Source organism: Microbacterium sp. PRC9 (genome assembly GCF_031844125.1).
Lineage (GTDB): Bacteria > Actinomycetota > Actinomycetes > Actinomycetales > Microbacteriaceae > Microbacterium.
Map to the genome: position 1 here is coordinate 356,944 of NZ_JAUZUR010000006.1, position 23,819 is coordinate 380,762.

General features: G+C 71.4%; 21 protein-coding genes. 9 read left to right on the plus strand and 12 right to left on the minus strand.

All coding sequences use genetic code 11. The annotated features are described in order from the left end of the window. Positions 1–14: 14 nt before the first annotated feature. From Q9R33_RS15565 to Q9R33_RS15595, 7 genes are all read right to left on the minus strand, one after another. On the minus strand, positions 15–401 hold the full coding sequence (locus Q9R33_RS15565; protein WP_311294321.1) for a DUF2809 domain-containing protein: 387 nt from the start codon (positions 399–401) through the stop codon (positions 15–17). Beyond that, entirely contained in the window at positions 398–967 is a 570-nt protein-coding gene (locus Q9R33_RS15570) for a mismatch-specific DNA-glycosylase (RefSeq protein WP_311294322.1), read from the minus strand. The genes Q9R33_RS15565 and Q9R33_RS15570 overlap by 4 nt, the downstream gene beginning before the upstream one ends. Before the next feature lie 45 nt (positions 968–1,012). Continuing rightward, the gene (locus Q9R33_RS15575; RefSeq protein ID WP_311294323.1) at positions 1,013–1,501 is read right to left on the minus strand and encodes a hypothetical protein; all 489 of its coding nucleotides are present in this window, start codon (positions 1,499–1,501) and stop codon (positions 1,013–1,015) included. A gap of 89 nt (positions 1,502–1,590) precedes the next feature. Beyond that, a complete protein-coding gene (gene speB / locus Q9R33_RS15580) occupies positions 1,591–2,556 on the minus strand; it encodes an agmatinase (protein WP_311294324.1) in 966 nt (321 codons plus the stop codon). Further along, positions 2,553–4,217 (minus strand): thiamine pyrophosphate-dependent enzyme, encoded by a 1,665-nt coding sequence (locus Q9R33_RS15585; RefSeq protein ID WP_311294325.1) that lies wholly within the window; start codon positions 4,215–4,217, stop codon positions 2,553–2,555. The genes speB and Q9R33_RS15585 overlap by 4 nt, the downstream gene beginning before the upstream one ends. After that, entirely contained in the window at positions 4,214–5,902 is a 1,689-nt protein-coding gene (locus tag Q9R33_RS15590) for an amidohydrolase (RefSeq protein ID WP_311294326.1), read from the minus strand. The genes Q9R33_RS15585 and Q9R33_RS15590 overlap by 4 nt, the downstream gene beginning before the upstream one ends. Before the next feature lie 40 nt (positions 5,903–5,942). Then, the gene (locus Q9R33_RS15595; protein WP_311294327.1) at positions 5,943–7,265 is read right to left on the minus strand and encodes an MFS transporter; all 1,323 of its coding nucleotides are present in this window, start codon (positions 7,263–7,265) and stop codon (positions 5,943–5,945) included. Between the two features lie 219 nt (positions 7,266–7,484). On the opposite strand from Q9R33_RS15595, the gene Q9R33_RS15600 reads away from it, so the two are divergent. Next, positions 7,485–8,411: an Lrp/AsnC family transcriptional regulator gene (locus tag Q9R33_RS15600; RefSeq protein WP_056367038.1), complete on the plus strand. Its 927-nt coding sequence runs from the start codon at positions 7,485–7,487 to the stop codon at positions 8,409–8,411. A 215-nt stretch (positions 8,412–8,626) separates the two neighbouring features. On the opposite strand, the gene Q9R33_RS15605 is transcribed toward Q9R33_RS15600, so the two are convergent. The 5 genes from Q9R33_RS15605 to Q9R33_RS15625 form a co-directional block, all read right to left on the minus strand. Beyond that, positions 8,627–8,833 (minus strand): hypothetical protein, encoded by a 207-nt coding sequence (locus tag Q9R33_RS15605; protein ID WP_311294328.1) that lies wholly within the window; start codon positions 8,831–8,833, stop codon positions 8,627–8,629. A 37-nt stretch (positions 8,834–8,870) separates the two neighbouring features. Then, positions 8,871–10,436 (minus strand): multicopper oxidase family protein, encoded by a 1,566-nt coding sequence (locus tag Q9R33_RS15610; RefSeq protein ID WP_311294329.1) that lies wholly within the window; start codon positions 10,434–10,436, stop codon positions 8,871–8,873. Beyond that, entirely contained in the window at positions 10,423–10,899 is a 477-nt protein-coding gene (locus tag Q9R33_RS15615; RefSeq protein ID WP_311294330.1) for a hypothetical protein, read from the minus strand. Before Q9R33_RS15615 ends, Q9R33_RS15610 begins: the two co-directional genes overlap by 14 nt. A gap of 109 nt (positions 10,900–11,008) precedes the next feature. Then, positions 11,009–11,725, minus strand: a complete 717-nt coding sequence (locus tag Q9R33_RS15620) for a hypothetical protein (RefSeq protein ID WP_310249461.1) — start codon at positions 11,723–11,725, stop codon at positions 11,009–11,011. A 188-nt stretch (positions 11,726–11,913) separates the two neighbouring features. After that, positions 11,914–13,134: a globin domain-containing protein gene (locus Q9R33_RS15625; RefSeq protein WP_056367033.1), complete on the minus strand. Its 1,221-nt coding sequence runs from the start codon at positions 13,132–13,134 to the stop codon at positions 11,914–11,916. Positions 13,135–13,266: 132 nt separating this feature from the next. Between Q9R33_RS15625 and Q9R33_RS15630 the strand changes: the two genes are divergently transcribed. The 8 genes from Q9R33_RS15630 to Q9R33_RS15665 all read left to right on the plus strand — a co-directional run bounded on the left by Q9R33_RS15630 (position 13,267) and on the right by Q9R33_RS15665 (position 23,818). Next, the gene (locus Q9R33_RS15630; RefSeq protein ID WP_311294331.1) at positions 13,267–13,878 is read left to right on the plus strand and encodes a helix-turn-helix domain-containing protein; all 612 of its coding nucleotides are present in this window, start codon (positions 13,267–13,269) and stop codon (positions 13,876–13,878) included. A gap of 66 nt (positions 13,879–13,944) precedes the next feature. Further along, positions 13,945–14,433, plus strand: coding sequence for an adenosine-specific kinase (locus Q9R33_RS15635; protein WP_311294332.1), 489 nt, complete (start codon positions 13,945–13,947; stop codon positions 14,431–14,433). Between the two features lie 85 nt (positions 14,434–14,518). Beyond that, a complete protein-coding gene (locus Q9R33_RS15640) occupies positions 14,519–15,847 on the plus strand; it encodes an NAD(P)/FAD-dependent oxidoreductase (RefSeq protein ID WP_311294333.1) in 1,329 nt (442 codons plus the stop codon). Between the two features lie 92 nt (positions 15,848–15,939). Further along, a complete protein-coding gene (locus Q9R33_RS15645; RefSeq protein WP_311294334.1) occupies positions 15,940–18,549 on the plus strand; it encodes a PEP/pyruvate-binding domain-containing protein in 2,610 nt (869 codons plus the stop codon). Positions 18,550–18,673: 124 nt separating this feature from the next. Then, entirely contained in the window at positions 18,674–20,146 is a 1,473-nt protein-coding gene (locus Q9R33_RS15650; RefSeq protein WP_311294335.1) for a pyridoxal-dependent decarboxylase, read from the plus strand. Then, on the plus strand, positions 20,143–21,450 hold the full coding sequence (locus tag Q9R33_RS15655) for a SidA/IucD/PvdA family monooxygenase (RefSeq protein ID WP_311294336.1): 1,308 nt from the start codon (positions 20,143–20,145) through the stop codon (positions 21,448–21,450). Before Q9R33_RS15650 ends, Q9R33_RS15655 begins: the two co-directional genes overlap by 4 nt. Next, a complete protein-coding gene (locus tag Q9R33_RS15660) occupies positions 21,447–22,034 on the plus strand; it encodes a GNAT family N-acetyltransferase (RefSeq protein ID WP_311294337.1) in 588 nt (195 codons plus the stop codon). Before Q9R33_RS15655 ends, Q9R33_RS15660 begins: the two co-directional genes overlap by 4 nt. Next, a complete protein-coding gene (locus tag Q9R33_RS15665; protein WP_311294338.1) occupies positions 22,031–23,818 on the plus strand; it encodes an IucA/IucC family siderophore biosynthesis protein in 1,788 nt (595 codons plus the stop codon). Before Q9R33_RS15660 ends, Q9R33_RS15665 begins: the two co-directional genes overlap by 4 nt. Position 23,819: the final 1 nt, after the last annotated feature.

The following is a 23,819-nucleotide window of genomic DNA, read 5'->3' on the forward strand; positions in this document are numbered from 1 at the left end:
GAGACGAAACGCGCTCAACGCGGTCTCGAGGCTTTGCCGACGAGCGCATCGACGGCGGTCGCGAGAACGATCGTCGCGACGTAGACCAGGAGGTCGCGGGCGTCGAAGACCGTTCCGAGCACCAGCATCGCGGGGGCGAACTGCGCGCCCCAGGCGAGCGGGAGACCGGTGAGCTGGAACAGCTCGACCGCCACGCACCATGCGGCGGCGATCGCGCCCGTGGCGAGTGCGGGAAGGCGCGGGGCGATGAGCACCACCGCCAGGTACGCCGCGACGGCGTAGAGGGCGTCGCCGGCGATGTCGGTCGCCACCGTATCGGGCAGCACACCGTGCACGAGCAGCCCGGCGACGACCGTGGCAACGAGAAGCAGCGCGGCGACGAGCCGACGAGTGCGGGTCACGAGATCACGCCGGCGGCTCGGGCGGGCTCCGCATACGCCTCGGCCAGCGTCGCCACCGTCATGTGGGCGTTCAGGCCGCTCGGGTTGGGCACCACCCACAGCGCGGCACCGCCGAGGTCGTGAGGTTGCCGGCCCGCCACCGCCCGAGGCCGCGCGAAGCCCTGCCTGTAGGCGGTGAGGCCGAGGATCGCGGCCACCGCCGGCTTCCACCCGGCGACATCGCGGGCCAGCCGCTCCGCGCCCTCGCTCAGCTCCGTCCGCGAGAGCTCGTCCGCACGCGCGGTGGCGCGACGCACGATGCTCGAGATGCCGATGCCCGCGTCGAGCAGCATGCGCCGATCTTCCTCGGCCATGCCGTCGTCGTCGATGCGCGGCATCCGTTCGATGATGCCCGCCGCGACGAGGGCCGGGTAGAAGCGATTGCCCGGGTACGCGAACGGAACACCTGTGGCGGCCGTCCAGAGACCCGGGTTGATGCCCACGAACACCAGCTTCGGGTGCGTGGGCATGAGATCCGGGATGCTGCGCCCGCGGTACGTCTGCAGTTCGGCGCGCGTGAAACCCATGCGTTCAGTCTCACGCACCCGCGGGCGCAGCCCGGCAACGAGGCGTCAGGTGCGCGCCTGACCCGCCGGCTCGAGGGTGAAGTCGTTCGAGGCGGACCCGTCGGGGCGCGTGCTCTCCTGGAACACGAACTCCAGTCCGCGCTCGTCGAAGGCGCGGAACCAGTCGTCCCACGAGACCTCCTTGAGGGCTTCGAGGTCGTTGCCGAAGTCGAAGTCGAGGCGGAGCTCGCCGACGCCGCCGTCCTGTTCGGTGCCTTCGATGGTCGCCGGGGTCGCGTGGCGGTCCTCCGCCCACTGGCGGATCACGTCGTGATCGGTCGTCGCGCTGTGCTCGACGGGTGCGTCATGCTCCACCGCGTCGTGTGACGCGGGTGCGCCGGCATCCGGCACGACGTTCTGCGGGGCGTCTGCCCGAGTGCCGGCGTCGGGGTTCGCCGCCTCGCGCTCGCGCTGCTCTCGGCGCGTGGCCGCGATCGGCTCCTGGGCGCCGGCGTTCTGCTCCGGGGTGTCCATGTGCTCTGCGTGGTCGCTCATGACCGTCCTCCTTCTGGGGTCCTCCCAGCCTGCGGCGGGCAGAACGCCCTGTGGAGGGGCTTGTCACCGGGCATCGTGCACGCTAGGACTCAGCTCCGCGCGGCCTCGATCTGGGCTGCCATGAGGGTGACGAGCTCGTAGAGGACGTGGCTCGCCGCGATCCCGGTGAGCTGTGCGTGGTCGTACGCGGGCGACACCTCGACCACGTCCGCGCCCACGACGTTCAGGTCGCTCAGAGCACGCAGCATCCGGAGCAGTTCCCTGCTCGTCATGCCGCCGGCCTCGGGGGTTCCGGTGCCGGGTGCGTGGGCGGGGTCGAGCACATCGATGTCGATCGAGATGTACAGCGGTCGGTCGCCCACGCGGCGGCGCACACGCTCGATCGCGGTCTCGATGCCGCGCTCCTCGATGTCGACGCTCGACACGATGGAGAAGCCGAGGCGCTCGTCGTCGTCGAGATCCTGCTTCGAGTAGAGCGGTCCGCGCGTGCCGACGTGGCAGCTCGCGGTGAGGTCGATGAGCCCCTCTTCGCTCGCGCGGCGGAACGGGGTGCCGTGCGTGATGGGGGCGCCGAAGTAGGTGTCCCACGTGTCGAGGTGCGCGTCGAAATGCAGCACCGCGACGGGCCCGTGCTTCTTGTTCACGGCGCGCAGCAGCGGAAGGGCGATCGTGTGGTCACCGCCCACGGTGACGATGCGGTCGACGCGCTCGCCGAGCGCCGTGGCCGCGGTCTCGATGTCGGCGACGGCCTCGCCGATGTCGAACGGGTTCGCCGGGATGTCGCCGGCGTCGACGACCTGCGCGGCCGCGAACGGCGACACGTCCTGCGCGGGGTTGTACGGGCGCAGCAGGCGCGACGACTCGCGCACATGCGAAGGGCCGAACCGCGCGCCGGGGCGGTAGCTGACGCCGGTGTCGAACGGGATTCCGACGATCGCGAGGTCGGCGCGCGGCACCTCCTCGATGCGCGGCAGACGCGCGAAGGTGGCGATCCCCGCGTAGCGAGGGTAGACGGACGCGTCGACGGGTCCGACGGGCTCGTGGTGTTCGGTCATGACTCACCTCTCGGGGTGGACGATTCGGCCGACGGATGCTGCGCCCCGCCGTCCTGCGGGATGTGGACGAGCTCCACGCCTCCGGCGGCGATCGCCTCGGTGATGGCGGGCGCGATGTCATCGGGGCTCGACGCGCGCCGGCCCGTCGCGCCCAACGCGTTCGCGAGGGCGACCCAGTCGGGCTGGACGAGATCCACGCCGACGGGACGGATGCCGCGATCCACCTCGTTCTGCTTGATCTCGGCGTACCCGCCGTTGTCGACGCACACGACGGTGAGGTCGAGGCGCTGCTCGACCGCCGTCACGAGCTCGTTGACGCAGAACATCAGCGCGCCGTCGCCGACCACGGCGACGACAGGCCGGCCGCCCGCGGAGGGCTGGGCGACCCGTGCGCCGATCGCGGCGGGAAGGCCGTAGCCGAGCGTCGCATAGGTCGGCGTGTAGAGCAGCGAGTGCGGGCATGCCTGACGCAGCACGTTGGCGAGCGCCATGTACACGATCTGCGACGAGTCGCCGGAGACGATCGCGTCGCGCGGGAGGGCTGCGGCGATCGCCTCGGCGAGCGCGACGGTCTCCGGGAGGATCGCAGCGGTCTCGGCGGCGATCGCCTCCCGTTCGGCGGTCACGTCACGGGGAGCGCGAGGCCCGTCGGGAAGCGCCGCGAGGAGCTCCTCCACCACGGCGGTGCAGTCCCCCACGATGCCGACGGACGCGTCGAGGTTCTTGTGCAGCTGCGCGGCCGAGATGTCGACACGGATCACCGCGCCGCGCGCCTCGAGCCGCGGGGCCCACAGCTCCGCCTCGCCGAGCTTCGAGCCGAGCACGAGGAGCACGTCCGCGTCCTCGGCGACCCGGCGCGCGGCCTCGAGCCGCAGGCTCGAGCCCAGCGACAGCGGGTGGTGCTCGTCGACGGTGGCTTTGCCGTTGAGGGTCGTGAGCACCGGGGCGCCGAGCCGCTCGGCGAGCGCCGTGATCGCCCGGCCGGCGCGCGTGGCACCGCCGCCGGCGACGATCACCGGGCGCGCAGCATCCGTCAGCAGCTTCACGGCATCACGCACCGCACCCGCGTCACCGCGAACCGGCGCCGGAGCGGGACGAGCTTCGCGTGCCGCCGCCGGCACGTCGGCCGGCGCCTCGAGCACGTCCAGCGGGATCTCGATGTGCACCGGACGGGGGCGCCCGGTGCGGAACAGCGCGAACGCGTCGTGCACCGCGTCGACGGCATCCGTCGCGCTCGTCACGCGCCGCGACCACTCCGCGATCGCGCCGACCATCGCGGTCGCGTCCTTCGTCTCGTGAAGGGTGCCGACGTCGCGGAACTCGGCGCCGAGCGCGACGCCGGGTGAGATCACCAGCAGCGGTCGCGACTCGCAGAACGCCGTGCCGATCGCGCTCATCGCGTTCTGCAGGCCCGGCCCCGAGGTGGTGATGACGACGCCGGGCAGCCCGGTCTGCTGCGCCCAGCCGTCGGCGCCGTAGCCCGAGCCCTGCTCGTGCCGGTTGGTCACCGCGCGCAGGCCGAGGCCATCGAGCGGGCGGTAGAGCTCGAGATTGTGGGTGCCCGGGATGCCGAACACGGCGGTCACCCCGTAGTTGCGCACGGTCTCGAGCACCGCGCGGCCGGTCGTGTCGGCGTACCGCGCCGCGGCGTCGGCGGTCACGTCAGCGCCTCGACACGAGCCATCGCGTACCGGCGCTCTCCGCCGACCCAGGTCTCGAGCACCGGGATCTCGGAGATCTCGGTCGCGTCGACCGTCAGCGGGTCGGCTCCGAGCACTGCGAAGTCGGCGTACTTGCCGGCTTCGAGCGAGCCCAGGTCGTCTTCGCGGCCGAGCGAGACCGCGCCCTCGTACGTGTGGGCGCGCAGCGCCGCATCCGCCGACACCCGGAGGCTGTCGGGACCGAGCTTGTGGCCACGGCGCGTCACACGGGTGACGGCGGTCTGGATCGCCTCGAGCGGGATGGGCTCGGCCACCGGCGCGTCGGACGAGATCGTGAACGGCACCCCCGCCGCCTCGAACTCGCCGAGCGGATTGAACCGCTCCCCCGGCGTGCCGATCGCCTGCTCGACGCCCTCGCCCCAGTTGAAGTAGTGCTGGGTCTGGTTGACGGGACGGATGCCGGCTGCCGCCATGCGCCGGATCTGCTCCGGCGTCGGCAGCCCGCAGTGCTCGATGCGGTGGCGGGCATCGTCGTCGGGGTGCTCGGCCAGCGCCGCCTCGATCGCCGAGACGACCATCTCGATCGCCGTCGGCGACTGCGCGTGGGTCGCGGTCTGCAGCCCCGCCGCATGCGCCTTGCGGACGAGCGCGGTGTACTCGGCGGGCTCGTGGTACAGCTGGCCGGTGCGGCACGGGTCGCCGACGTAGCCGTCGGGGAAGTACGCCGTCCACCCGCCGAGCGTGCCGTCGGCGTAGAGCTTGATGCCGGCGAAGCTCAGGTGCGCGTTGCCGAACTGGCCGACGAGGCCCATCTCGAGCGCGTCGTCGAGCAGGTGCGACAGCAGGTACATCGAGACCCTGAGCTCCAGGCGCCCGGCCTCGGCGAGCCGCAGGTACATGTCGAACTCGCGCCGCGACACCTGCGCGTCGCCGATCGTGGTGACTCCCCCGGCGAGGAAGCGCTGGGTCGCGACATCCAGCTGCCGAAGGTGCTCCTCCGGCTCGTCGGCGAGGTGGAAGTTCGGGCCGTGGTGGCCGATCTTCACCCCGTGGACCCCGGTGAGCATGTTGCACGCGGCATCCGAGATCTCGCCGGTCAGCTCGCCGTCGGCGTCGCGGAAGATCTCGCCGCCCTCGGGGTTCGGAGTGTCACGGTCGACGTCGTTCAGCTCGAACGTGTACGAGTTCACGACACCGCCGTGCCCCGACGCGTTCATGAGGTACACCTCGCGGTCGGTCGCGACCTCGTCGAGCTCGAATCGGGACGGATGCCGCTGCTCGGCGAGGTTGCGATGCTCGTAGCCGTAGCCGCGCACCGGTCGACCCGCGGGGAGCTCGGCCGCCGCGGCCTTCAGCAGCGCCACGATCTCGGGGATGCTGCCCGCCTTCTCGGGTCCGCAGTCCACCCAGGTCATGAGCTGGCCGTACATGAGCGGGTGGGCGTGCGCGTCGACGAAGCCCGGCACGACGACGGCGTCGCCGAGGTCGACGACCTCGGGGTCCAGGCGCAGGGCGGCCGCAGCATCCCGGCACTGTTCTGTCGTGCCGATCGCGACGATGCGTCCGCGGTCGGTGAGCATCGCGGTGGCGGTGCGGCCCTGCGCGTCGACGGTGTGGATGGCACCGGCGATCACCAGGCGCGGGGCCTGCTGCGCGGGGCGGTCGAAGGGGGCGAGCTTTCTCATGGTGTCCTCGGTTCGAGTTCGAGTGCGGACGGAGCCGTGCTCAGAGGGTGCGGGCAGCCGTGGTGTCGGTGCGCGGCGTGAACGAGTCCGTCACGGGCGCCTCGTCGGAGTGCTGCGGCGCAAGCCAGGTGCAGAGGCCGGCGAGCAGGGCCATTCCGATGAACATGAAGATGACCGACCAGACGCTGCCGGTCCACGCGATGAGCATGGTCGCGAACCAGGGCGAGAAGCCGGCCCAGATCGCCGCTCCGACGCCGTACGACAGGGCGATCGACGTGTAGCGCGCCTGCGGGCGGAACATCTGCGCGAGGATCGCGGCGATGGGCGCGTAGGTGGCGCTCATCGCGATGCGCACGAGCGACGCGAGCAGGAAGATGACGGGCTCGACCTTGCCGGGGAGCACCAGCATGAACGGCACGAACGTCAGCACCGAGGTCACCAGGCCGATGTACATGATGTTCTTGCGGCCCCACTTGTCACCGAGCCACGCGACCGGCAGCGTCACGACGAACTCGATGAACGAGGCGATGGTCATGGCGTCGAGGATGAGCTGCGGGCTCATGCTGATCGGCTCGCCGGTCGCGTACGAGGTCGCGAAGGTGGTGGCGAGGTAGTAGCCGCCGGTCGAGATGGGCAGCAGGCCGATGCCGAGCAGGATCGGCTTCCAGTTGACGCGCAGTGCGAACGCGAGCGGCATGGTCTGCTTGCGGCCCTCGACCTTCTGCTCGAAGACCGGCGACTCCTCGACGCGGTACCGCACCCAGAAGCCGACACCCACCAGCACGATGGACAGCAGGAACGGGATGCGCCATCCGCCGTTCATGATGAAGTCCTCGCCGAAGCGCGACATGATCGCGAAGATGCCCGACGCCAGCAGCGCGCCGGCCGGGTTGCCCAGCTGCGTGAAGCCGCCGTAGAACGTCTTCTTGCCGGCCGGAGCGTGCTCGACGCTCATGAGCACGGCGCCGCCCCACTCGCCGCCGACCGCGAGGCCCTGCAGCGCACGCAGCAGGATGAGGAGGATCGGGGCGACGATGCCGATCGCCTCGTAGGTGGGGAGGCAGCCGACCAGCACCGTCGAGACGCCCATCAGGAGGAGCGTGATGACCAGCGACACGCGGCGGCCGAGCTTGTCGCCGATGTGACCGAAGATGATGCCGCCGAGCGGGCGCACGAGGAAGGCCACGGCGAACGTCGCGAAGGCGGCGGCGGTCTCGGCGAGCGGGTCGCCGCTCGGGAAGAAGAGAGGCCCGAACACGAGCGCAGCGGCCGTCGCGTAGACGTAGAAGTCGTACCACTCGATGGTGGTTCCCACGAACGCGGCGATGCCTGAGCGCCGCGCCCTGCTGGTGGTGGAAGTCATGACCGCTCCTTTGCGGATGTATCGGGGATGCGATGAAGGCTAAGGACGAGCGGATGCCGCTGGCAAGGGCAGAACTCCAGCCCTGGCTTGAATCTGCTGGCGTTCTGTTCGATCTGTTGCACAGAATCACTTGTCGCGTCCTGTGGACAGGGCTCTAGACTCGGATTCCGCACGCGACGACGTGCGTTCCCGGGAAAATCGACGAATTGGACGATCGCGATGGATTTCGACGCCGAACTCATCCGCGAGCTGCAGGTCGACGGGCGCGCGAGCATCCACACGCTGGCCGGTCGCCTCGGCCAGTCCCGCGCCGCCGTCTCGACCCGGCTCCACGCGATGCTGGCCGACGGCACCGTGCGGGTCGTCGCCGCGGTCGACCCGGTCTTCCTCGGGCAGCATGTGCTGGCGCACGTATCGATTCGCACGCAGGGCGGCGTCGAGCCCGTGGCGCAGCATCTGCGCGGACTCAGCGAGACGGTGCTCGTCTCCGCCGTCGGCGGCGCGTACGACCTCGTGACGGAGGTGCGACTCGGGTCGATGCCGGCGCTGCACGACCTGCTCGCCCAGATCCGGGCGCTGCCCGGCGTCGCCGACATCAACACGCTGATCTACACCGACGTGGTCAAGGGGTTCTTCGTCTCGGAGTACCACGGCGACGTCACCATCGACGCGATCGACACCGCGCTGATCGAGCAGCTGCAGCGCGACGGCCGCAAGAGCTACCGGGCGCTCGGCGAGGCCGTGCGGCTCTCCCCCTCGGCGGTGACGACACGCGTGCAGCGGCTCGTCGACGGCGGCGTCATCAAGATCAGCGCCGTCGAGGCGCGCGGGCTCGTGCACCGCCAGCTGTCGATGGGCGTCGGCCTCAACCTCGCGGGCACAGACGACCGCGTGACCGATGCGCTGCGCACGTGGCGCGGCGTGGACTTCGCCGCGCGCACCCTCGGCCGCTTCGACGTGGTGACGACTCTTGTCGAACCGTCCGCCGGCGCGCTGTACGCGAGCCTCGAGCGGATCCGCGAGATCCCCGGCGTCTCGGGCGTCGAGGCGTGGTTCCACCTCGCCGTGCTCAAGGAGGACTACGCCCGCACCCTCCGTCCCGCGGGCGGCGGCATCCCGCAGCCCCTCGGCTCGATCACGGGGTGAGCAGGGGCCGATGATCCCGGATGCTCGGGGCGTTTCGACTGCGGGCGCCAGAGCGCCCTCCGCTCAACGACCGGGGGTTATGGCACCCGGTCGCTGAACGAGCGAGTCGACGCAACGCACGATGGTTTGGCCGTTGACGTGGCCTTCTCCACCGGTCGTTGAGCGAGCGAGGAACGAGCGAGTCGAAACGGCCCGGACCCGCGAGCAACAGCGATTCACGCGGCGCCGGCGAGCGCGGTGATCAGGGCGTCCTCGACCGTCGACCTCGGCAGACGCGGGACCTCGGTGGCCAGGGTGCCGAAGGTCGCCGGGTCCCAGTCGAGCTCGACGGAGCGCTCGAGGTCGGTCGCAGCATCCGCTCGCTCCTCCTGCCGGATGACGAGCGCCGGGCCGTTCGCGGGGAGCGGGTCGAGCGAGGTCATGCGCCCACACTCTCACGCGAGGGGCGGGGCCGGGCGCTCACTCCGGGTCGTTACCGGTGTCGCGCCCGAGGCGGAACGGCGTCGTGACGCCGTGATAGGCGACGTGGGTCATGAGCCCCTCCGAGGCGTGCGGGAGGTTGTGGCAGTGGTCCATCCAGACGCCGGGGTTGTCGGCCACGAAGGCGACCTCGAACGACTCGCCGTGTGCGACATCGAGGGAGTCCACCCACCACGGGCTGCCCGACGACGGTATGCCGTCACGGGAGAGGACGAGGAGGTGGTGGCCGTGCAGGTGCATCGGATGCCCCTCGCCGCTGCTGTTGGAGATCGTCATGACGACGACATCACCCTCGTCGACCATGTACATCGGCACCGCGGCCCCCATGCCGCCGTTGATCGTCCACCAGTAGCCGGGGCGACCGTCGAGAAAGCCGGGGAGGCGGCCGATGTCGTAGGTGAAGCGGCGCTCCGGCGCTTCGGGGTCGAAGTCGACGTCTGCCGGTTCGCCGTAGGACAGCAGGTCGAGATGCTCCCTCGGCGGTGACGTCTCGTCGGCATCGACGCCGTCGGGGCCGATGGTGACCGAGACCCCCGGCACCTGCACGCGGGCGGCGCCGCTGTCGGGAACGCGCAGCTCGAGGTCGGCACGGCCGCCTGCGGTGATCTGCACGCTGTGATCGTCGACAGGCGTGGGACCGACCAGGTCGTGCCCATCGACCGCCAGCACCCGGAACGACGAACCGGTCACCCACGCCGACGTGGGCGTGGAGTCGGTGTTCACGAGCCGCACGCGGACGATGTCGCCGGGAGCGGCGTCGTGGTGGGAGGCTCCGAGCGCGCCGCCGATCGTGCGCTGCCCGCCCGGGTAGGTGTGGATCGCCGCGACCAGGTCGACGCCGGCAGTGGTCACGGCGGCGGTTGCGGCATCCGTCTCCGGAGCCGGTTCGAGGATCAGCGCGCCGAAGAGGCCGCCGACCACCTGCGGGTGCGACGCCTGGTGCGCGTGGTACCAGAACGTGCCGACCTGCTCGGCGACGAAGCGGTAGGTGAAGCTCTGCCCTGGCATGACGGCGTCCTGCGTGACGCCGGCGACGCCGTCCATCGCGTTGGGGACGTTGACCCCGTGCCAGTGCGCGGTGACGCCGGCGGGCACGTCCTCGTTGCGCAGCACCACCTCGACGAGCTGGCCCTCCGTCGCCCGGATGGTCGGGCCCGGCGTGCTGCCGTTGAGGGTGAAGCCGTCGAACGGCTCTCCGCCGTCGAGGCTCACGCGCTCGGCCCGCGCGGTCAGCTCGACGTGAACGTCGGCGGGCCGATCGGGGTCGACGATCAGGTCGGGCACGGACGTCTCACCGGTTGCGGGCGCGGCCGCTGTGCCGTCGGCGGCGCCTGCATGGGCGTGCGCCGCGGCGTGGGCTTCGGAGCCGGCGCCGCCCCCGAAATCCGGCACGCCCATGTCGAGCGCCGAGTACGAGCCGGGGAGCACGCTCGCCCACCACATCCAGCCGACGAGCCCGACCGCGACCAGGCCCAGTACAGCGCCGAGCCGGCGGGCGAACCACGCCCACCGGCTCTTCGCTGATGCGGTCCTAGGCGGAAGCACTGGCGGCAGCGGGCGTGGCGACCGCGTCGGCCTGTGCCGAGACGCGGCGCTTCGAGGCGTTGAGTCCGGCCAGGAGCGCCGCCGTGAACAGCAGCAGCGCGTTCACGCCGTGGAAGAACCCGAGAAGCGGGATGCCGTGACCGAACAGGCCGAGCGTCACCTGGAGGATGACGAGCCCGAACACGACGGCGGCGAACGCGACGCCCCGCCGGATCTTCGCGAAGAACGACACGATCAGCAGGATCAGCGCGAGCGCCGGGATGACGAACATGCCGTTCATGCCGTGGATCATGAAGCCCATCACCTCGGGGAACGGCGGCGGGCCCTCCTGCGCGGACGCGTCGACGACGCCGCCTTCGGCGATGTACAGGCCGAGCCCGGCTGAGGCCCAGGCGTGCGACGCCGCCTGCAGCGCGACGAGCGCGCAGATGGCGAATGACAGGATGCGGTAGGTGATGCGCATGACAGCTCCTCGATGTCGGGTTCAACGACACGACAGAGCGTCTGGGCCCCCGTCTGATACATCCGCGACACGACGCGGCTGTCCTTCATCGCCTGCCGCGGTGCGCAGATCAGCGTCGCGCCCAGTGCGGAGGCGGGCCCGCGCTCGGGCGGAGCGGCCTGTAGGTCGTCCATACCGTCCGGTAGCGGAACCCGCCGTACAGGACGGCGGAGGCGACGATGGCGAGACCGACCACGACGCCGACGACGACCGCCGCGATCACGGGCGTGCCGAGAGCCGCGCAGAGACCGCCGACGAACATGCCCCCGACCGACCCGTTGACGAGGATGCTGAGGATCATCGACGAGCCGAGCACCTGTTCCAGCCCGCCGCGGTAGCGAAGGAACGAGTAGGTCACCATGGACCCGAGTTGGTCGTCGCTGGGTGAGGCGAGGAAATAGCGGGCGGCGGTGGGATCGACGTCGGCGTAGGCGCCGCGGATGCGGTTCATCGCGACCACGTACATGAGGTCCTCTTCGGCGACCGTCATCACGCGCATGAGCGTGAGCAGGCCGACGACCGACAGGAACCCGAGGATGCCGAGCGCCGCCGCGGGGAACCACGACCCGAAACGCGTCGCCTGCCCCAGCAGGCCGATGGTGACGAGGCCCGCCGAGACGAGCGTGAGGTAGATCGTGATGCGCGTGAGCACCTCGCTCTGCGCGGTGCTGCGTGCGGCCAGCAGACCCCAGTGCTCGGTCGCGAGGATCTGCAGCCGGCGCGCGAGCGCGGCGTCGCTCTCGGCCTCGCCCCCGTCGGCCCCGTCCCCGTCGGCCCCCGTCGCCATGGTTCATGGTCCCACCGAGGTCGAGCGGGCGGTAGGCCGCTCCGGCGACGGGCACAGAATCGGAGGTCCTTCGCGACACGCCGGCTGGCCGCATCCGTCCCCGGCGTGTCGGGCGAGACCTCCGATCCTGTGCGCGCGCCAACGCGAACGGCCGGCACCCGCGCGGGTACCGGCCGTCGTCCCCCAGCTCAGGCGGCCGCGCCCTCGGGGTTCTGCGCCCACAGGTCGGGGCCGAAGACCTCATAGTGGATGCGCTCGCTCGGGATGCCGCGCGCGATCAGCGTCGCACGGGAGGTGCGCATGAACGGCAGCGGGCCGCACATGAACACCGTCGCGCCGGCGGGCAGTTCGACGTCGGCGAGGTCCATGAACCCCTCACGCGCCGGGTGGAGCGTGGGGGCGGTCGCAGCATCCGTCTCGTACCAGTTCTGCGCCTTCGCATCGTCCATCGCGAGCACCTGGCGGCGCAGCGACGAGTAGAGGGCATGCGTGTCGTGCGCGCGGTCGGCGTGGAAGAGGCGCACGGTGCGCTGGGGCTGGCGACGGGAGAGGTCTTCGAGGATCGCGGCGACCGGCGTGATGCCGATGCCTGCCGACACCAGCACGAGGGGCTGCTCGGAATCGTCGAGCACCACGTCGCCGGCCGGCTGCGACACGTCGAGCACCGTGCCCGGCTTCGCGTTCTCGAACAGCCACGTCGACACCTGGCCGTCGGGGGTGTCGCCGACGCCGCGCACGCGCTTGATCGTCACGCGGAGCGAGTCGCCGCGCGGGCCTGACGAGATCGTGTACTGGCGCGGCTGGCGCGAGCCGTCGGGCAGGTCCACCGCGATCGCGACGTACTGCCCGGTGTGGTGCGAGGGCACTTCGCCCGCGACCGGCGCGAGCAGGAGCGAGAAGACGTCGTCGGACTCCTCGAACCGCTCGACCACCCGGTACGAGCGCCACGGCTGCTCGGGGTCGGTGCCGCCCTCGGCGTAGAGCTTCGCCTCCTCGGCGATCAGCGACGTCGCGAACAGCCAGTAGACCTCGTCCCACGCGGACTTCACCTCGGGGGTCACGGCGTCGCCGAGCACCGTCCCCACGGCCGCCAGGAGGTGGTGTCCGACAACGAGATACGAGCGCGCCTGGATGCCGAGCGAGACGTGCTTGTGGGCGATCCGGCGCATCACGGGGGTGAAGTCGGGCGCGTTCGGGTCGATGAGCTGCACCGCGAAGGCGACGACCGACGCGGCGAGCGCCTTCGGCTGCTCCCCCACCGCCTGGTTCGCGCGGTTGAAGACGCGGAGGAGCTCCGGGTGGGCGGCGAACATCGCCGGGTAGAAGACCTTCGTGATCTCCTCGGCATGCTCGGCGACGACACCCGCGGTGGCGCGGACGATGGCTTCGGACTCCGGTGAGAGCTGCATGGGGTTCCTTTCTCGGACCGGACGCGACGGCCTCGACTCTCCTCCGTCCCTGCATCACGCGGCGGGCGTTCCACCGGTTTTATCCGGTCGACCTCTCAGCGCGGGCGGAGACAGCCCTCTTACCCTGGAACCATGCCCCGCCGCGCGCACGACTTCCGCGGACTCACCCAGCCCCGCCGCCTGCAGCTGCTGCAGGCCATTCAGCGCGTGCCCGGACGCCGCGCCGGCGAGCTCGCCTCGGAGTCCGGCATCCCGCTGAACACGGTCCGCGACCATCTGCGCGTGCTGGAGGACGAGGGGCTCATCCGCAGCGAGACGATCCAGGTCGGCGTCCGCGGGCGCCCTCCGGTGGTGTTCCACCCCGTGCGCGAGTCGGCGTCGAGCGACGCGGCGAGCGCGCGCGTCGAGGGCGCCGAGGCGAGGGGACGGATGCTGCGTGCCGTGACCCGCAGCGAGGCTCCGGAGCTTCCCGCCGACGCCGCGCGGCAGCTCGACGTGCTGTACGAGCACCTCGACGACGCCGGGCTCGATCCGGCCGTGGACGAGAAGACGCTGTCGTTCGACCTCGCGCCGTGCCGGTACCACGACATGATCGACGAGGACCGCGCCCTGGTGTGCGGCGTGCACGCGCGCCTCGTGCAGGACGTGCTGCTGCACACCGAGGGTCCGCTGGAGCTCAAGCGCCTCGAGCCCTTCGTGACGGCGCACCACTGCCGGCTGCTGCTCACCACACGGCCGGCATAGCGCGCGCAGACCCCCGCGCGGCGAGAAGGCCGGGAGTCTAGGCTGGCGCTGTCGGAGGAGGTTCCCATGACCGTCGACATCGAGGTCGTCTCGCTGGTCAAGCCGGACGACGTGAACGTCATCGTGGGCCAATCGCATTTCATCAAGACCGTCGAGGACCTGCACGAAGCACTCGCCGGGGTCGGCGGAACGCTGCGGTTCGGGGTCGCGTTCTGCGAGGCATCCGGTGCGCGGCTGGTGCGCCGCACGGGCAACGCCGACGACCTCGTCGCGCTCGCCGTCGATGCCGCGCTGGCGATCGGCGCGGGCCACGCGTTCGTGATCATGCTGCAGGGCGGCTTCCCGGTGAATGTCCTCAACCAGGTGAAGGCCGTGCCCGAGGTCTGCTCCATCTTCTGTGCGACCGCCAACCCGGTGCAGATACTCGTCGCGGCGACCGACGCCGGGCGCGGCGTCGCGGGTGTCATCGACGGTCAGCCGCCGGTCGGCGTCGAGACCGAGCAGGACGTCGCGGATCGCCGGGATCTGCTGCGCGCCATCGGCTACAAGCTCTGACGCGGCGGCGCCCGTGGATCTGCGATCTGCCGGATGCCGCTAGCGTCGAAGGGCGCGGCGATGCGCCGGCCGAGGAGGATCGCAGATGGATCATTTCGACACGATCGTGGTGGGCGCGGGGGTGGCAGGTCTCACCGCCGCACGCCTCTTGAGAAAGGCCGGCCGTCGTGTCGTCGTGCTCGAGGCCCGCGACCGCGTGGGCGGCCGCGTCTCGACCGACCGCCACTTCCCGGGCACGGTGACCGACATGGGCGCCTCGTGGATCCACGGCATCACCGACTCCCCCGTCGCCGCGGCGGCGGAGGCTTTCGGCATGCGCACCGTCGAGTTCACCGTCGGCGGCTACCAGCCCGACAGCCGCCCGATCGCGTACTACGGACCCGACGGGAAGCGATTGACGGATGCCGCCACCCGGGCGTACATCGACGACATCCACGCCGTCGACGCCACACTGCGAGAGGTCGTCGCCGCCTCGGCCCCCGATGCGTCGTACCGGGATGTGACCGACGCCGCGCTCGCCGCCCAGGGATGGGACGCGGAGCGCACGCAGCGTGTGCGCGAGTACCTCGAGCACCGCTCGGAGGAGCAGTACGGCGCGTGGATCGAGGACCTCGCCGCGCACGGGCTCGACGACGACTCCATCGACGGCGACGAGGTCGTGTTCCCCGACGGGTACGACCGCCTGCCGCGGCGGCTCGCCGAGGGACTCGACATCCGTCTCATCCATGTCGTGTCCGCCGTGCAGTGGACTGCGGAGGGCGTGCTGGTCACGACCGACCACGGGCTGTTCTCCGCCGACACCGCGATCGTCACCGTGCCGGTGGGCGTGCTGCAGTCGGACGACTTCGTGATCGAGCCCGCATTGCCGAAACCCGTCGCCGGCGCGCTGAGCAGGCTCACGATGAATGCGTTCGAGAAGGTGTTCCTGCGGTTTCCGGCGAAGTTCTGGGATGACGGCGTCTACGCGATCCGCCAGCAGGGCCCCGAGAGCCGGTGGTGGCACTCGTGGTACGACCTCACCGCGCTCGACGGCACGCCGACGCTGCTGACCTTCGCGGCCGGCCCGGCGGCGGTCGAGACGTGGGACTGGACCGAGGACGAGATCATCGAGTCCATCCTCGTGCAGCTGCGGCGCCTGTACGGCGAGCGTGTCGGGACGCCGACCTACGTGCACATCACGGACTGGCAGGACGACCCGTGGTCGCACGGGTCGTACGCCTACATGACGGTCGGGTCGACGACGGCCGACCACGACGACCTCGCGACGCCGATCGGCGGCGTGCTCCACCTCGCCGGCGAGGCGACGTGGACCGACGACCCGGCGACGGTGCCCGCGGCGATGCTCTCCGGCCACCGCGCGGCGGCGAGGGTGCTCGGACGCGACATCGCCATCGAGGAGGCCTGGGCCGACTGACGAGCCCGGTCGATCTTGTGGCGGGGTGCGGGGAGTGCGATTCTGCACCTGAGCCCACGAGCGTGGGCCGACCTGGCCGATAGGACGACACCATGGCCGCGTCCAGCCCCGCACCGCACGGCGGCTTCGTGGTCGACCTCGCGGAACTGTCGGCCGATGACCTCGCGACCGTCGGCGGCAAGGCGGCGAACCTCGGCGAGCTGATCCGCGCGGGCTTCGACGTGCCGCCGGGCTTCTGCGTCACCACCGCGGCCTACCGGCGCGCGGTCCGCGGCTCGGCAGTCGAGTCCGGGACGATCACGGATGCCGCGTCCGCGCGTACGGCCGTGCTCGAGGCGCCGTTCCCCTACGAAGTGGCCCACGCGGTGCGAGAGGCGTACGACCGGCTGGAGCCGGGGGCCGGTGCCGTCGCCGTACGATCGTCGGCGACCGCGGAGGACCTGCCGGGTGCGAGCTTCGCCGGCCAGCAGGACACCTACCTCAACGTGGCCGGCATCGACGACGTGCTGGATGCGGTCCACCGCTGCTGGGCGTCGCTGTGGACCGACCGCGCGGTCGCGTACCGCACCGCGCAGGGCATCGACGGCGCGGGAGTCGCCCTGGCAGTCGTCGTGCAGCGGATGGTCGATGCCGGGTCCGCGGGCGTGCTGTTCACGGCCGACCCGGTGACCGGCCGCCGCCGCCAGGCGGTGCTCGACGCGGCGCGCGGTCTCGGCGAGGCGGTCGTGTCGGGTTCGGTCGACCCGGACCACTTCGTCATCGACACGGCGACCGGACGGATCCTCGATCGGCGACCCGGCGGTGAGGCCGACCAGCCGGCGAGCGTCACCGACGCGCAGGTACGAGCGCTCGCCGCGCTCGGAGACCGAGTGGAACGCGCGTTCGGCAGCCCGCAAGACATCGAGTGGGCGATCGACGGCGACGGGCACGCCTGGCTCACCCAATCGCGGCCGGTCACCACCCTGTTCCCTGTGCCCGTGCGCGACGCGCGGCTGCCCGCCGGCGACACCCGCGTCTACTTCTGCGTCAGCCTCGCGCAGGGGCTCCATCGGCCGATCACGCCGATGGGCGTCGCCGCCTTCCGGGTGATCGGCTCCGGCTTCCTCGACCTCATCGGCCGCCGTCCCGCCCGGATCTCCGACGGACCCGGCGCCTTCGCGATCGGCGGCGACCGCATCTTCGTCGACGCGACGCCCGTCGTGCGATCGGCGGTCGGCCGAGAGATCTTCCCGCGGGCGCTCGACGTGATGGAAGCACGGTCCGCCGTGGTCCTGAGAGGGCTGTTCGACGACCCGCGGTTCACGGTGCTTCCACGGTCGCGGCGACGCTTCGCGCGCGGCTTCCTGCACCTCGCCGCGCGCATCCGGCTGCCGTTGCTCCTCGGACAGGCGCTCTTCAGCCCTGCTGCCGCCCAGCGGCGGGTGCAGCGGCTCGCCGCGGAGGTGCGGGCGCGCGACCTCCCCTCCGGCAGCGACATCCCGACCCGCGTCGACGGGGTCGTCGATCTGCTCTTCCGCGCGATGCCCCTGGCGCCCCGGAGCCTGCCCGGCGCCGTCGTCGGATTCGGCATGCTCGGGCTCGCCGGCCGACTGCTGCGCGGCTCCACGCAGCCGGGAGATCTGCAGACCGTGCTCCGCAGCGTGCCCGACAACGTCACCACCCAGATGGATCTCGAACTGTGGGACGTCGCGGTGCGGGCGCGGCGCGACGCCGAGTCGGCTGCGGCGCTGCGCACCCGCGACGCCGAAGACCTCGCGGACGCCTACCTCGCGGGCGCGTTGCCGGCCGTCCTGCAGCGCGTGATGGCGAACTTCCTCGCCCGCTACGGCCACCGCGCCGTCGCCGAGATCGACCTCGGCATGCCGCGCTGGGCTGAAGACCCCGCGCACCTCTTCGGCGTGCTGTCGGGATACCTCCGCCTCGATACGGATGCGGCGACCCCCGCGCAGCACTTCGCCGCCGGTGCGCGCGACGCCGAGGCGATGATCGACACCCTCGTCGGTCGCGCGCGTGAGCGCAGCCGGGCTCGCGCCGCCGCCGTCGGGTTCTGCCTCCGGAGGGCTCGAGCGCTCGTCGGCATGCGCGAGATGCCGAAGTTCCTCATGATCATCGCGATGCGCCGGGCACGAGCGGAGCTGGCCGCCATCGGCATCGAACTCGCCGCCGCGGGCCGGATCGCGGCCCCTGCCGACGTGTTCTTCCTCGACTTCGACGAGACGAAGCGTGCCGCGGCCGGAACGGACATGCGCGAGACGGTCCGTGAGCGCAGAGACCGGTACGACGCCGAGCTCCGCCGGCGGCACGTGCCGCGCATGCTGCTGTCCGACGGCACGGAACCGGAGGCCGTCGGCGCCGGCTCCGCCGCGGATCAGCCCGGGGCGCTGCGTGGCACTCCGGCGTCGGCCGGGACCGTCACCGCCCCCGCGCGCGTCATCATCGACCCGGTCGGGGCGCGCCTCGAGCCCGGCGAGATCCTCGTCGCCCCCTCGACCGATCCAGGCTGGACCCCGCTGTTCCTCACCGCGGGCGGGCTCGTCATGGAGATGGGCGGCGCCAACAGCCACGGGGCCGTCGTCGCACGGGAGTACGGCATCCCCGCGGTCGTCGGAGTCCCGCGCGCGACCGAGACGATCACCACGGGGGTCCACGTGACCGTCGACGGGGCAGCGGGCGTGGTGACGATTCCGCAACCGGCGGCCTGACGCCACCCGCGTGTTCTTGGCTGCAGTCCATGAAGACCGGGGGAACTGTTACGCCCGCACATTGACACACGCTCCGAGATCGACTTAGTTAGGCGAGGCAACCCTAACCAAGGAGCTCTCCCCCGTGCTCGATCTGCTCACGCGCCCCACCGCCGACGCTTACCGCGACCTCATCGCACAGACCTCGGCGCAGGTCGCCGACCGGTTCGAGACGACGACGCAGCCCTTCTCGGGCGCCTCCCGCGCCGATCTGCAGAGGCTCGTCGACGACGTGCCCCTCGACGGCGACGGCGTGGGATCTTCGCAGGCCGTCCGTGAGATCGATCAGCTGTTCCTCGAGCACGCCGTGTGGTTCCACCACCCCGCTTACGCCGCCCACCTCAACTGCCCGGTCGCGCTGCCCGCGGTCGCTGCCGAGACCGTCCTCGCGGCGGTCAACACGTCGGTCGACACGTACGACCAGTCCGCTGTCGGGACGCTCATGGAGCGGCGACTGATCGGGTGGGTCGCGGACCGCGTCGGCTTCACGCACGGCGGCGGTGTCTTCACGTCGGGCGGGACGCAGTCCAACCTCCACGCGCTGCTGCTCGCCCGTGAGGCGGCGCTGGCCGCCACTGCCCTGCCGCGCCCGCGCGCGCTCTCCCGGCTCGTGGTCTTCGCGACGGCATCGAGCCACTTCAGCGTCGGCAAGTCCGCACTCCTGCTCGGTCTCGCCGACGACGCGGTCATCGAGGTCAGAGGCGACGGGGAGGGACGGATGGATGCCGCGGCCCTGGCACTCGCGCTGCGCGAGGCCGCAGCATCCGGTCGCCTTCCGATGGCCGTCGTGGCGACCGCCGGTACGACCGACCGCGGCGTGATCGACCCGGTCGCCGCGATCGCGGACGTCTGCCAGGAGCACGGCGTGTGGCTGCACGTGGACGCGGCCTACGGCTGCGGGCTGCTCGTGTCGCCGCGCCGGCGGCACCTGCTCGCGGGCGTCGAGCGCGCACGGTCGGTGACGGTCGACTTCCACAAGAGCTTCTTCCAGCCGGTGTCGTCGAGCGCGATCCTGGTGCGGGAGCCCCGCGATCTCGCGGCGGGCGCGTGGCACGCGGACTATCTCAACCCACTCGAGAACGACGAGCCGAACCAGGTCGACGTGTCGCTGCAGACCACACGCCGGTTCGATGCGCTCAAGCTCTGGGTCACGCTTCGCGCGCTCGGCGCCGACCGGATCGGCGAGATGTTCGACATGGTCATCGACCTCGCGGCGGCGGTAGGCGATGAGATCGCGGCGGATCCCCAGCTCGAGCTCGTCGGCCGGACGCAGCTCAGCACCGTGTTGTTCCGCGTGCGCCCCGAGGGCGTCGACGACCTGGCGCGGGATGCCCTCGTGGCGGGCATCCGGCGCGTGCTGTTCGAGTCGGGCCGGGCGCTCGTGGCGAAGACCGTGATCGACGGGCGACCGTGCCTCAAGCTGACGCTGCTCAATCCCGAGACCACCCTCGACGACATCCGTCAGATCCTCGCGATGGTGAAGGATGCCGCCACCACCCTCGCCGGCATCGCGCCCGAGTTCGACGAGGCTCTCGCGGGTGCGGAGGCGTCCGCATGAGCGCGCACGTGCACGACATCGTCGGAGTCGGAATCGGCCCGTTCAACCTCGGGCTGGCGTGCCTCGCCGAGCCGACCGGGCTGGACGCGGTCTTCCTCGATCGCGCCGACGGGTTCCGCTGGCATCACGGCATGATGATCGAGGGCGCCACCATTCAGGTGCCGTTCCTCGCCGACCTCGTGACGATGGCCGACCCGACCTCGCCGTTCTCGTTCGTCAACTGGCTCAAGCAGACCGGCCGCCTCTACCCCTTCTACATCCGCGAGAGCTTCTACGCCCTGCGCACCGAGTACGACGCGTACTGCCGATGGGCCGCCGCGCAGCTGCCGAATCTGCGCTGGAACCAGGAGGTGATCGCCGTAGAGCACGACCCCGCCGACGACACCTACATCGTGCGCGCGATGCGCACCGATACCGGCGAGGAAAGCGAGCTGCGCGCGCGGCACGTCGTGCTCGGAGTCGGCACGCAGCCCGTCATCCCCGCGGCCCTTCGCGGGCTCGAGGGCCCCGTGATCCACAGCTCGCAGTACCTGGATCAGCGCGACGCGCTGCGCGCGTCGGGTTCCATCACGGTGGTCGGCAGCGGCCAGTCCGCGGCGGAGATCTACCGCGATCTGCTCGAGGGCACGCGGGACGGCGGCTACCGGCTCGACTGGATCACCCGGTCGCCCCGGTTCTTCCCGATGGAGTACACCAAGCTCACGCTCGAGATGACGTCGCCGGAGTACACCGATCACTTCCACGCGCTGCCGATAGGCATCCGTCAGCACCTGGGGCGCGAACAGCGGAGTCTCTACAAGGGCATCTCGGCCGACCTGATCGACGACATCTACGACACCCTCTACCGGTTGAGCGCCGACGGCCCGGTGCCGACCACGCTGATGACCGACACCGAGGTGACGTCCGCCGAATGGGACGGCTCACGGTACCGCCTGCAGCTGCGCCACGCGCAGGTGGATCGCGAGCACGAACGCGAGACCGCGTCGCTCGTGCTCGCCACCGGCTACGCCGCGCAGACGCCACCCTTCCTGGAGCCGATCGCCCACCGCCTCGACCACGACATGCTCGGCCGTCTCGCGGTGGCGCGCGACTACAGCGTCGACGGCGGCCGCGTGTTCGTGCAGAACGGCGAGGAGCACACCCACGGCCTCACCGCGCCCGACCTCGGCTTCGGCGCGTGGCGCAACTCGTCGATCCTCTCGTCGATCATCGGCCGCGAGGTGTACCCGATCGAGCGGCGCATCGCCTTCCAGGACTTCGGGGTACCGGCCGACGTGCCCGCGACCGTCGGGGCCGCCCGATGACGCTCGCGACCTCGATCGTCCCCGCCGACCCGCAGCGCGACGCCCCGGCGCTGCAGCGGTGGCTCGCCGACCCGCACGCCGCGTTCTGGGGCATGGGCGACCTCGACGTCGGCGCCGTGCGCGACTACCTCTCGGACGTCACGGCAGATCCGCATCAGCAGGCCTGGCTCGGCCTGGTCGACGGCGTCCCCACCTTCTTCGCCGAGACGTACGACCCGGCGCAGGTGCTGCTGCGCGACATCCATGATCCGCTCCCCGGCGATCTCGGCATGCACGTGCTCATCGCTCCGCCCGAAGGCGCGCCCCGCCACGGCCTCACCGACGCGGTCTTCGCCGCGGTCATGACGTGGTGCTTCGACGAACTCGGCGCGCAGCGCGTCGTCGTCGAGCCCGACGCCCGCAACGACCGCATCCGGTGCAAGAACCTCCGCGCCGGCTTCACCGAGCTGCGCTTCGTCTCGGTCGACGACGGCGACCACACCAAGACCGCGGTGCTCTCCGTCTGCACGCGCGACGACTACGCCCGCTCCGAACTCGCCGCCGTCGCGGCGCTCGCACTCGCACGAACAGGGATCCCCGCATGACCGCCCCCGCCACTCACCTCTCCCCCGCGCACCTCGCCGACGCCCAGCGCCACCTGGTCGCCAAGGCGATCGCCGAGTTCAGCCACGAGCGACTTCTCGCGCCCGAGGCGATCCCGGACGGCTGGCGGGTCGTCGTGCCTGACGCCGACGTCGAGTACCGGTTCGCGGCGGTCCGCACCGAGCTCGAGCACTGGGTCCTCGACGAGGCGAGCCTGCACCGGCTCGTGGCCGGCGAGCCCGCCGACCTCGACGCGCAGGCGTTCATCCTCGAGCTGCAGCCGGTGCTCGGCCTGTCCGACGCACTGCTGCCGATCTACCTCGAAGAGATCGCGTCCACTCTGGCGAGCGCGGCGTTCAAGGTCGCGCACGGCGGGCCGTCGGCCGACGACCTGCTCGGGGCCGACTTCCAGACGATCGAGTCCGCGATGACCGAGGGGCACCCCGGGTTCGTCGCGAACAACGGCCGCATCGGCTTCGGCGTCTCGGCGCACGCCGCCTACTCCCCCGAAGCCGGTCGGCCGTTCCGCATGGTGTGGCTCGCCGCGCGGCGTTCGACGTCGCATCTGGCGCTCGGCGCCGGCCTGGACGAGGCATCCCTCCTCTCCGGCGAGCTCTCCCCCGCCGAGCACGCACGCTTCGCGGATCGGCTGACCGAGCTCGGCGAGACCCCCGCCCACTACCACCTGCTGCCGGTGCACCCGTGGCAGTGGGAGAAGCGCATCGCGATCACGTTCGCGCCCGACATCGCGCGCCGCGATCTCGTGCTGATCGGCGAGAGCGACGACGAGTACCGCGCGCAGCAGTCGGTGCGCACGATGTTCAACGCGACGCACCCCGAGCGCCACTACGTCAAGACGGCGCTGGCGGTGCAGAACATGGGGTTCCTGCGCGGGCTGTCGCCCGCCTACATGCGCGTGACGCCCGCCATCAACGACTGGGTCGCCGAGCTCGTGGCCGGCGACGCGACGCTTCGCGACTCGGGCTTCCGCGTGCTGCGCGAGCGCGCCTCGATCGGGTACACCGGCGACGCGTACCACCGCACGCCGGCGCCGTCGGCCCACCGCAAGATGCTCGCCGCCCTCTGGCGCGAGAGCCCCGTACCGCTGATCGCGCCGGGCGAGCGGCTCGCGACCATGGCGTCGCTGCTGCATCGCGACGCGCGGGGGCACTCGTACGCGACGGCGCTGGTGCGGGAGTCGGGCATCGAGGCGACGGCGTGGGTGCGCGCCTACCTGAGGGTCTACCTGCGTCCGCTCGTGCACTGCCTGCTCGCGCACGACCTCGCGTTCATGCCGCACGGCGAGAACCTCATCCTCATCCTCGAGGACCACGTTCCCACCGGCGTGTTCATGAAGGACATCGGCGAAGAGGTGGCCTTGCTCGCCGACCGGACCGTGCCGGAGGACGTGCGCCGCATCGTCTCGCCGGTCGACGACGAAGAGAAGGCGCTCGCGATCTTCACCGACGTGTTCGACGGCGTGCTGCGTCACCTCGCCGGCATCCTCCACACCGACGGCACGCTGCCCGAGAACGCGTTCTGGCGGATCGCCGCCGAGATCATCGACGAGCACGAGGCGCAGCATCCGTGGATCGACTCGCGCGTGGATCTGCGCGCCGACGCGTTCGCGCACTCGTGCCTCAACCGCCTGCAGCTGCGCAACACGCTGCAGATGGTGGATCTCGCGAACCAGTCCGCGTCGCTGATGTATGCGGGCACACTGTCGAACCCGGTCGCGCGTTCGCGCGTGGGCTCGGTTGCGCTGCGGGAGCCTGTGGGAGTCTGAC

What these genes read in the sequence shown, in the direction of transcription:
- Q9R33_RS15570 (WP_311294322.1), bottom strand. Translation starts at nt 967, where the DNA reads ATGGGTTTCACGCGCGCCGAACTGCAGACGTACCGCGGGCGCAGCATC.
- Q9R33_RS15575 (WP_311294323.1), bottom strand. Translation starts at nt 1,501, where the DNA reads ATGAGCGACCACGCAGAGCACATGGACACCCCGGAGCAGAACGCCGGC.
- speB (WP_311294324.1), bottom strand. Translation starts at nt 2,556, where the DNA reads ATGACCGAACACCACGAGCCCGTCGGACCCGTCGACGCGTCCGTCTAC.
- Q9R33_RS15590 (WP_311294326.1), bottom strand. Translation starts at nt 5,902, where the DNA reads ATGAGAAAGCTCGCCCCCTTCGACCGCCCCGCGCAGCAGGCCCCGCGC.
- Q9R33_RS15595 (WP_311294327.1), bottom strand. Translation starts at nt 7,265, where the DNA reads ATGACTTCCACCACCAGCAGGGCGCGGCGCTCAGGCATCGCCGCGTTC.
- Q9R33_RS15600 (WP_056367038.1), top strand. Translation starts at nt 7,485, where the DNA reads ATGGATTTCGACGCCGAACTCATCCGCGAGCTGCAGGTCGACGGGCGC.
- Q9R33_RS15605 (WP_311294328.1), bottom strand. Translation starts at nt 8,833, where the DNA reads ATGACCTCGCTCGACCCGCTCCCCGCGAACGGCCCGGCGCTCGTCATC.
- Q9R33_RS15615 (WP_311294330.1), bottom strand. Translation starts at nt 10,899, where the DNA reads ATGCGCATCACCTACCGCATCCTGTCATTCGCCATCTGCGCGCTCGTC.
- Q9R33_RS15620 (WP_310249461.1), bottom strand. Translation starts at nt 11,725, where the DNA reads ATGGCGACGGGGGCCGACGGGGACGGGGCCGACGGGGGCGAGGCCGAG.
- Q9R33_RS15625 (WP_056367033.1), bottom strand. Translation starts at nt 13,134, where the DNA reads ATGCAGCTCTCACCGGAGTCCGAAGCCATCGTCCGCGCCACCGCGGGT.
- Q9R33_RS15630 (WP_311294331.1), top strand. Translation starts at nt 13,267, where the DNA reads ATGCCCCGCCGCGCGCACGACTTCCGCGGACTCACCCAGCCCCGCCGC.
- Q9R33_RS15635 (WP_311294332.1), top strand. Translation starts at nt 13,945, where the DNA reads ATGACCGTCGACATCGAGGTCGTCTCGCTGGTCAAGCCGGACGACGTG.
- Q9R33_RS15640 (WP_311294333.1), top strand. Translation starts at nt 14,519, where the DNA reads ATGGATCATTTCGACACGATCGTGGTGGGCGCGGGGGTGGCAGGTCTC.
- Q9R33_RS15645 (WP_311294334.1), top strand. Translation starts at nt 15,940, where the DNA reads ATGGCCGCGTCCAGCCCCGCACCGCACGGCGGCTTCGTGGTCGACCTC.
- Q9R33_RS15655 (WP_311294336.1), top strand. Translation starts at nt 20,143, where the DNA reads ATGAGCGCGCACGTGCACGACATCGTCGGAGTCGGAATCGGCCCGTTC.
- Q9R33_RS15660 (WP_311294337.1), top strand. Translation starts at nt 21,447, where the DNA reads ATGACGCTCGCGACCTCGATCGTCCCCGCCGACCCGCAGCGCGACGCC.
- Q9R33_RS15665 (WP_311294338.1), top strand. Translation starts at nt 22,031, where the DNA reads ATGACCGCCCCCGCCACTCACCTCTCCCCCGCGCACCTCGCCGACGCC.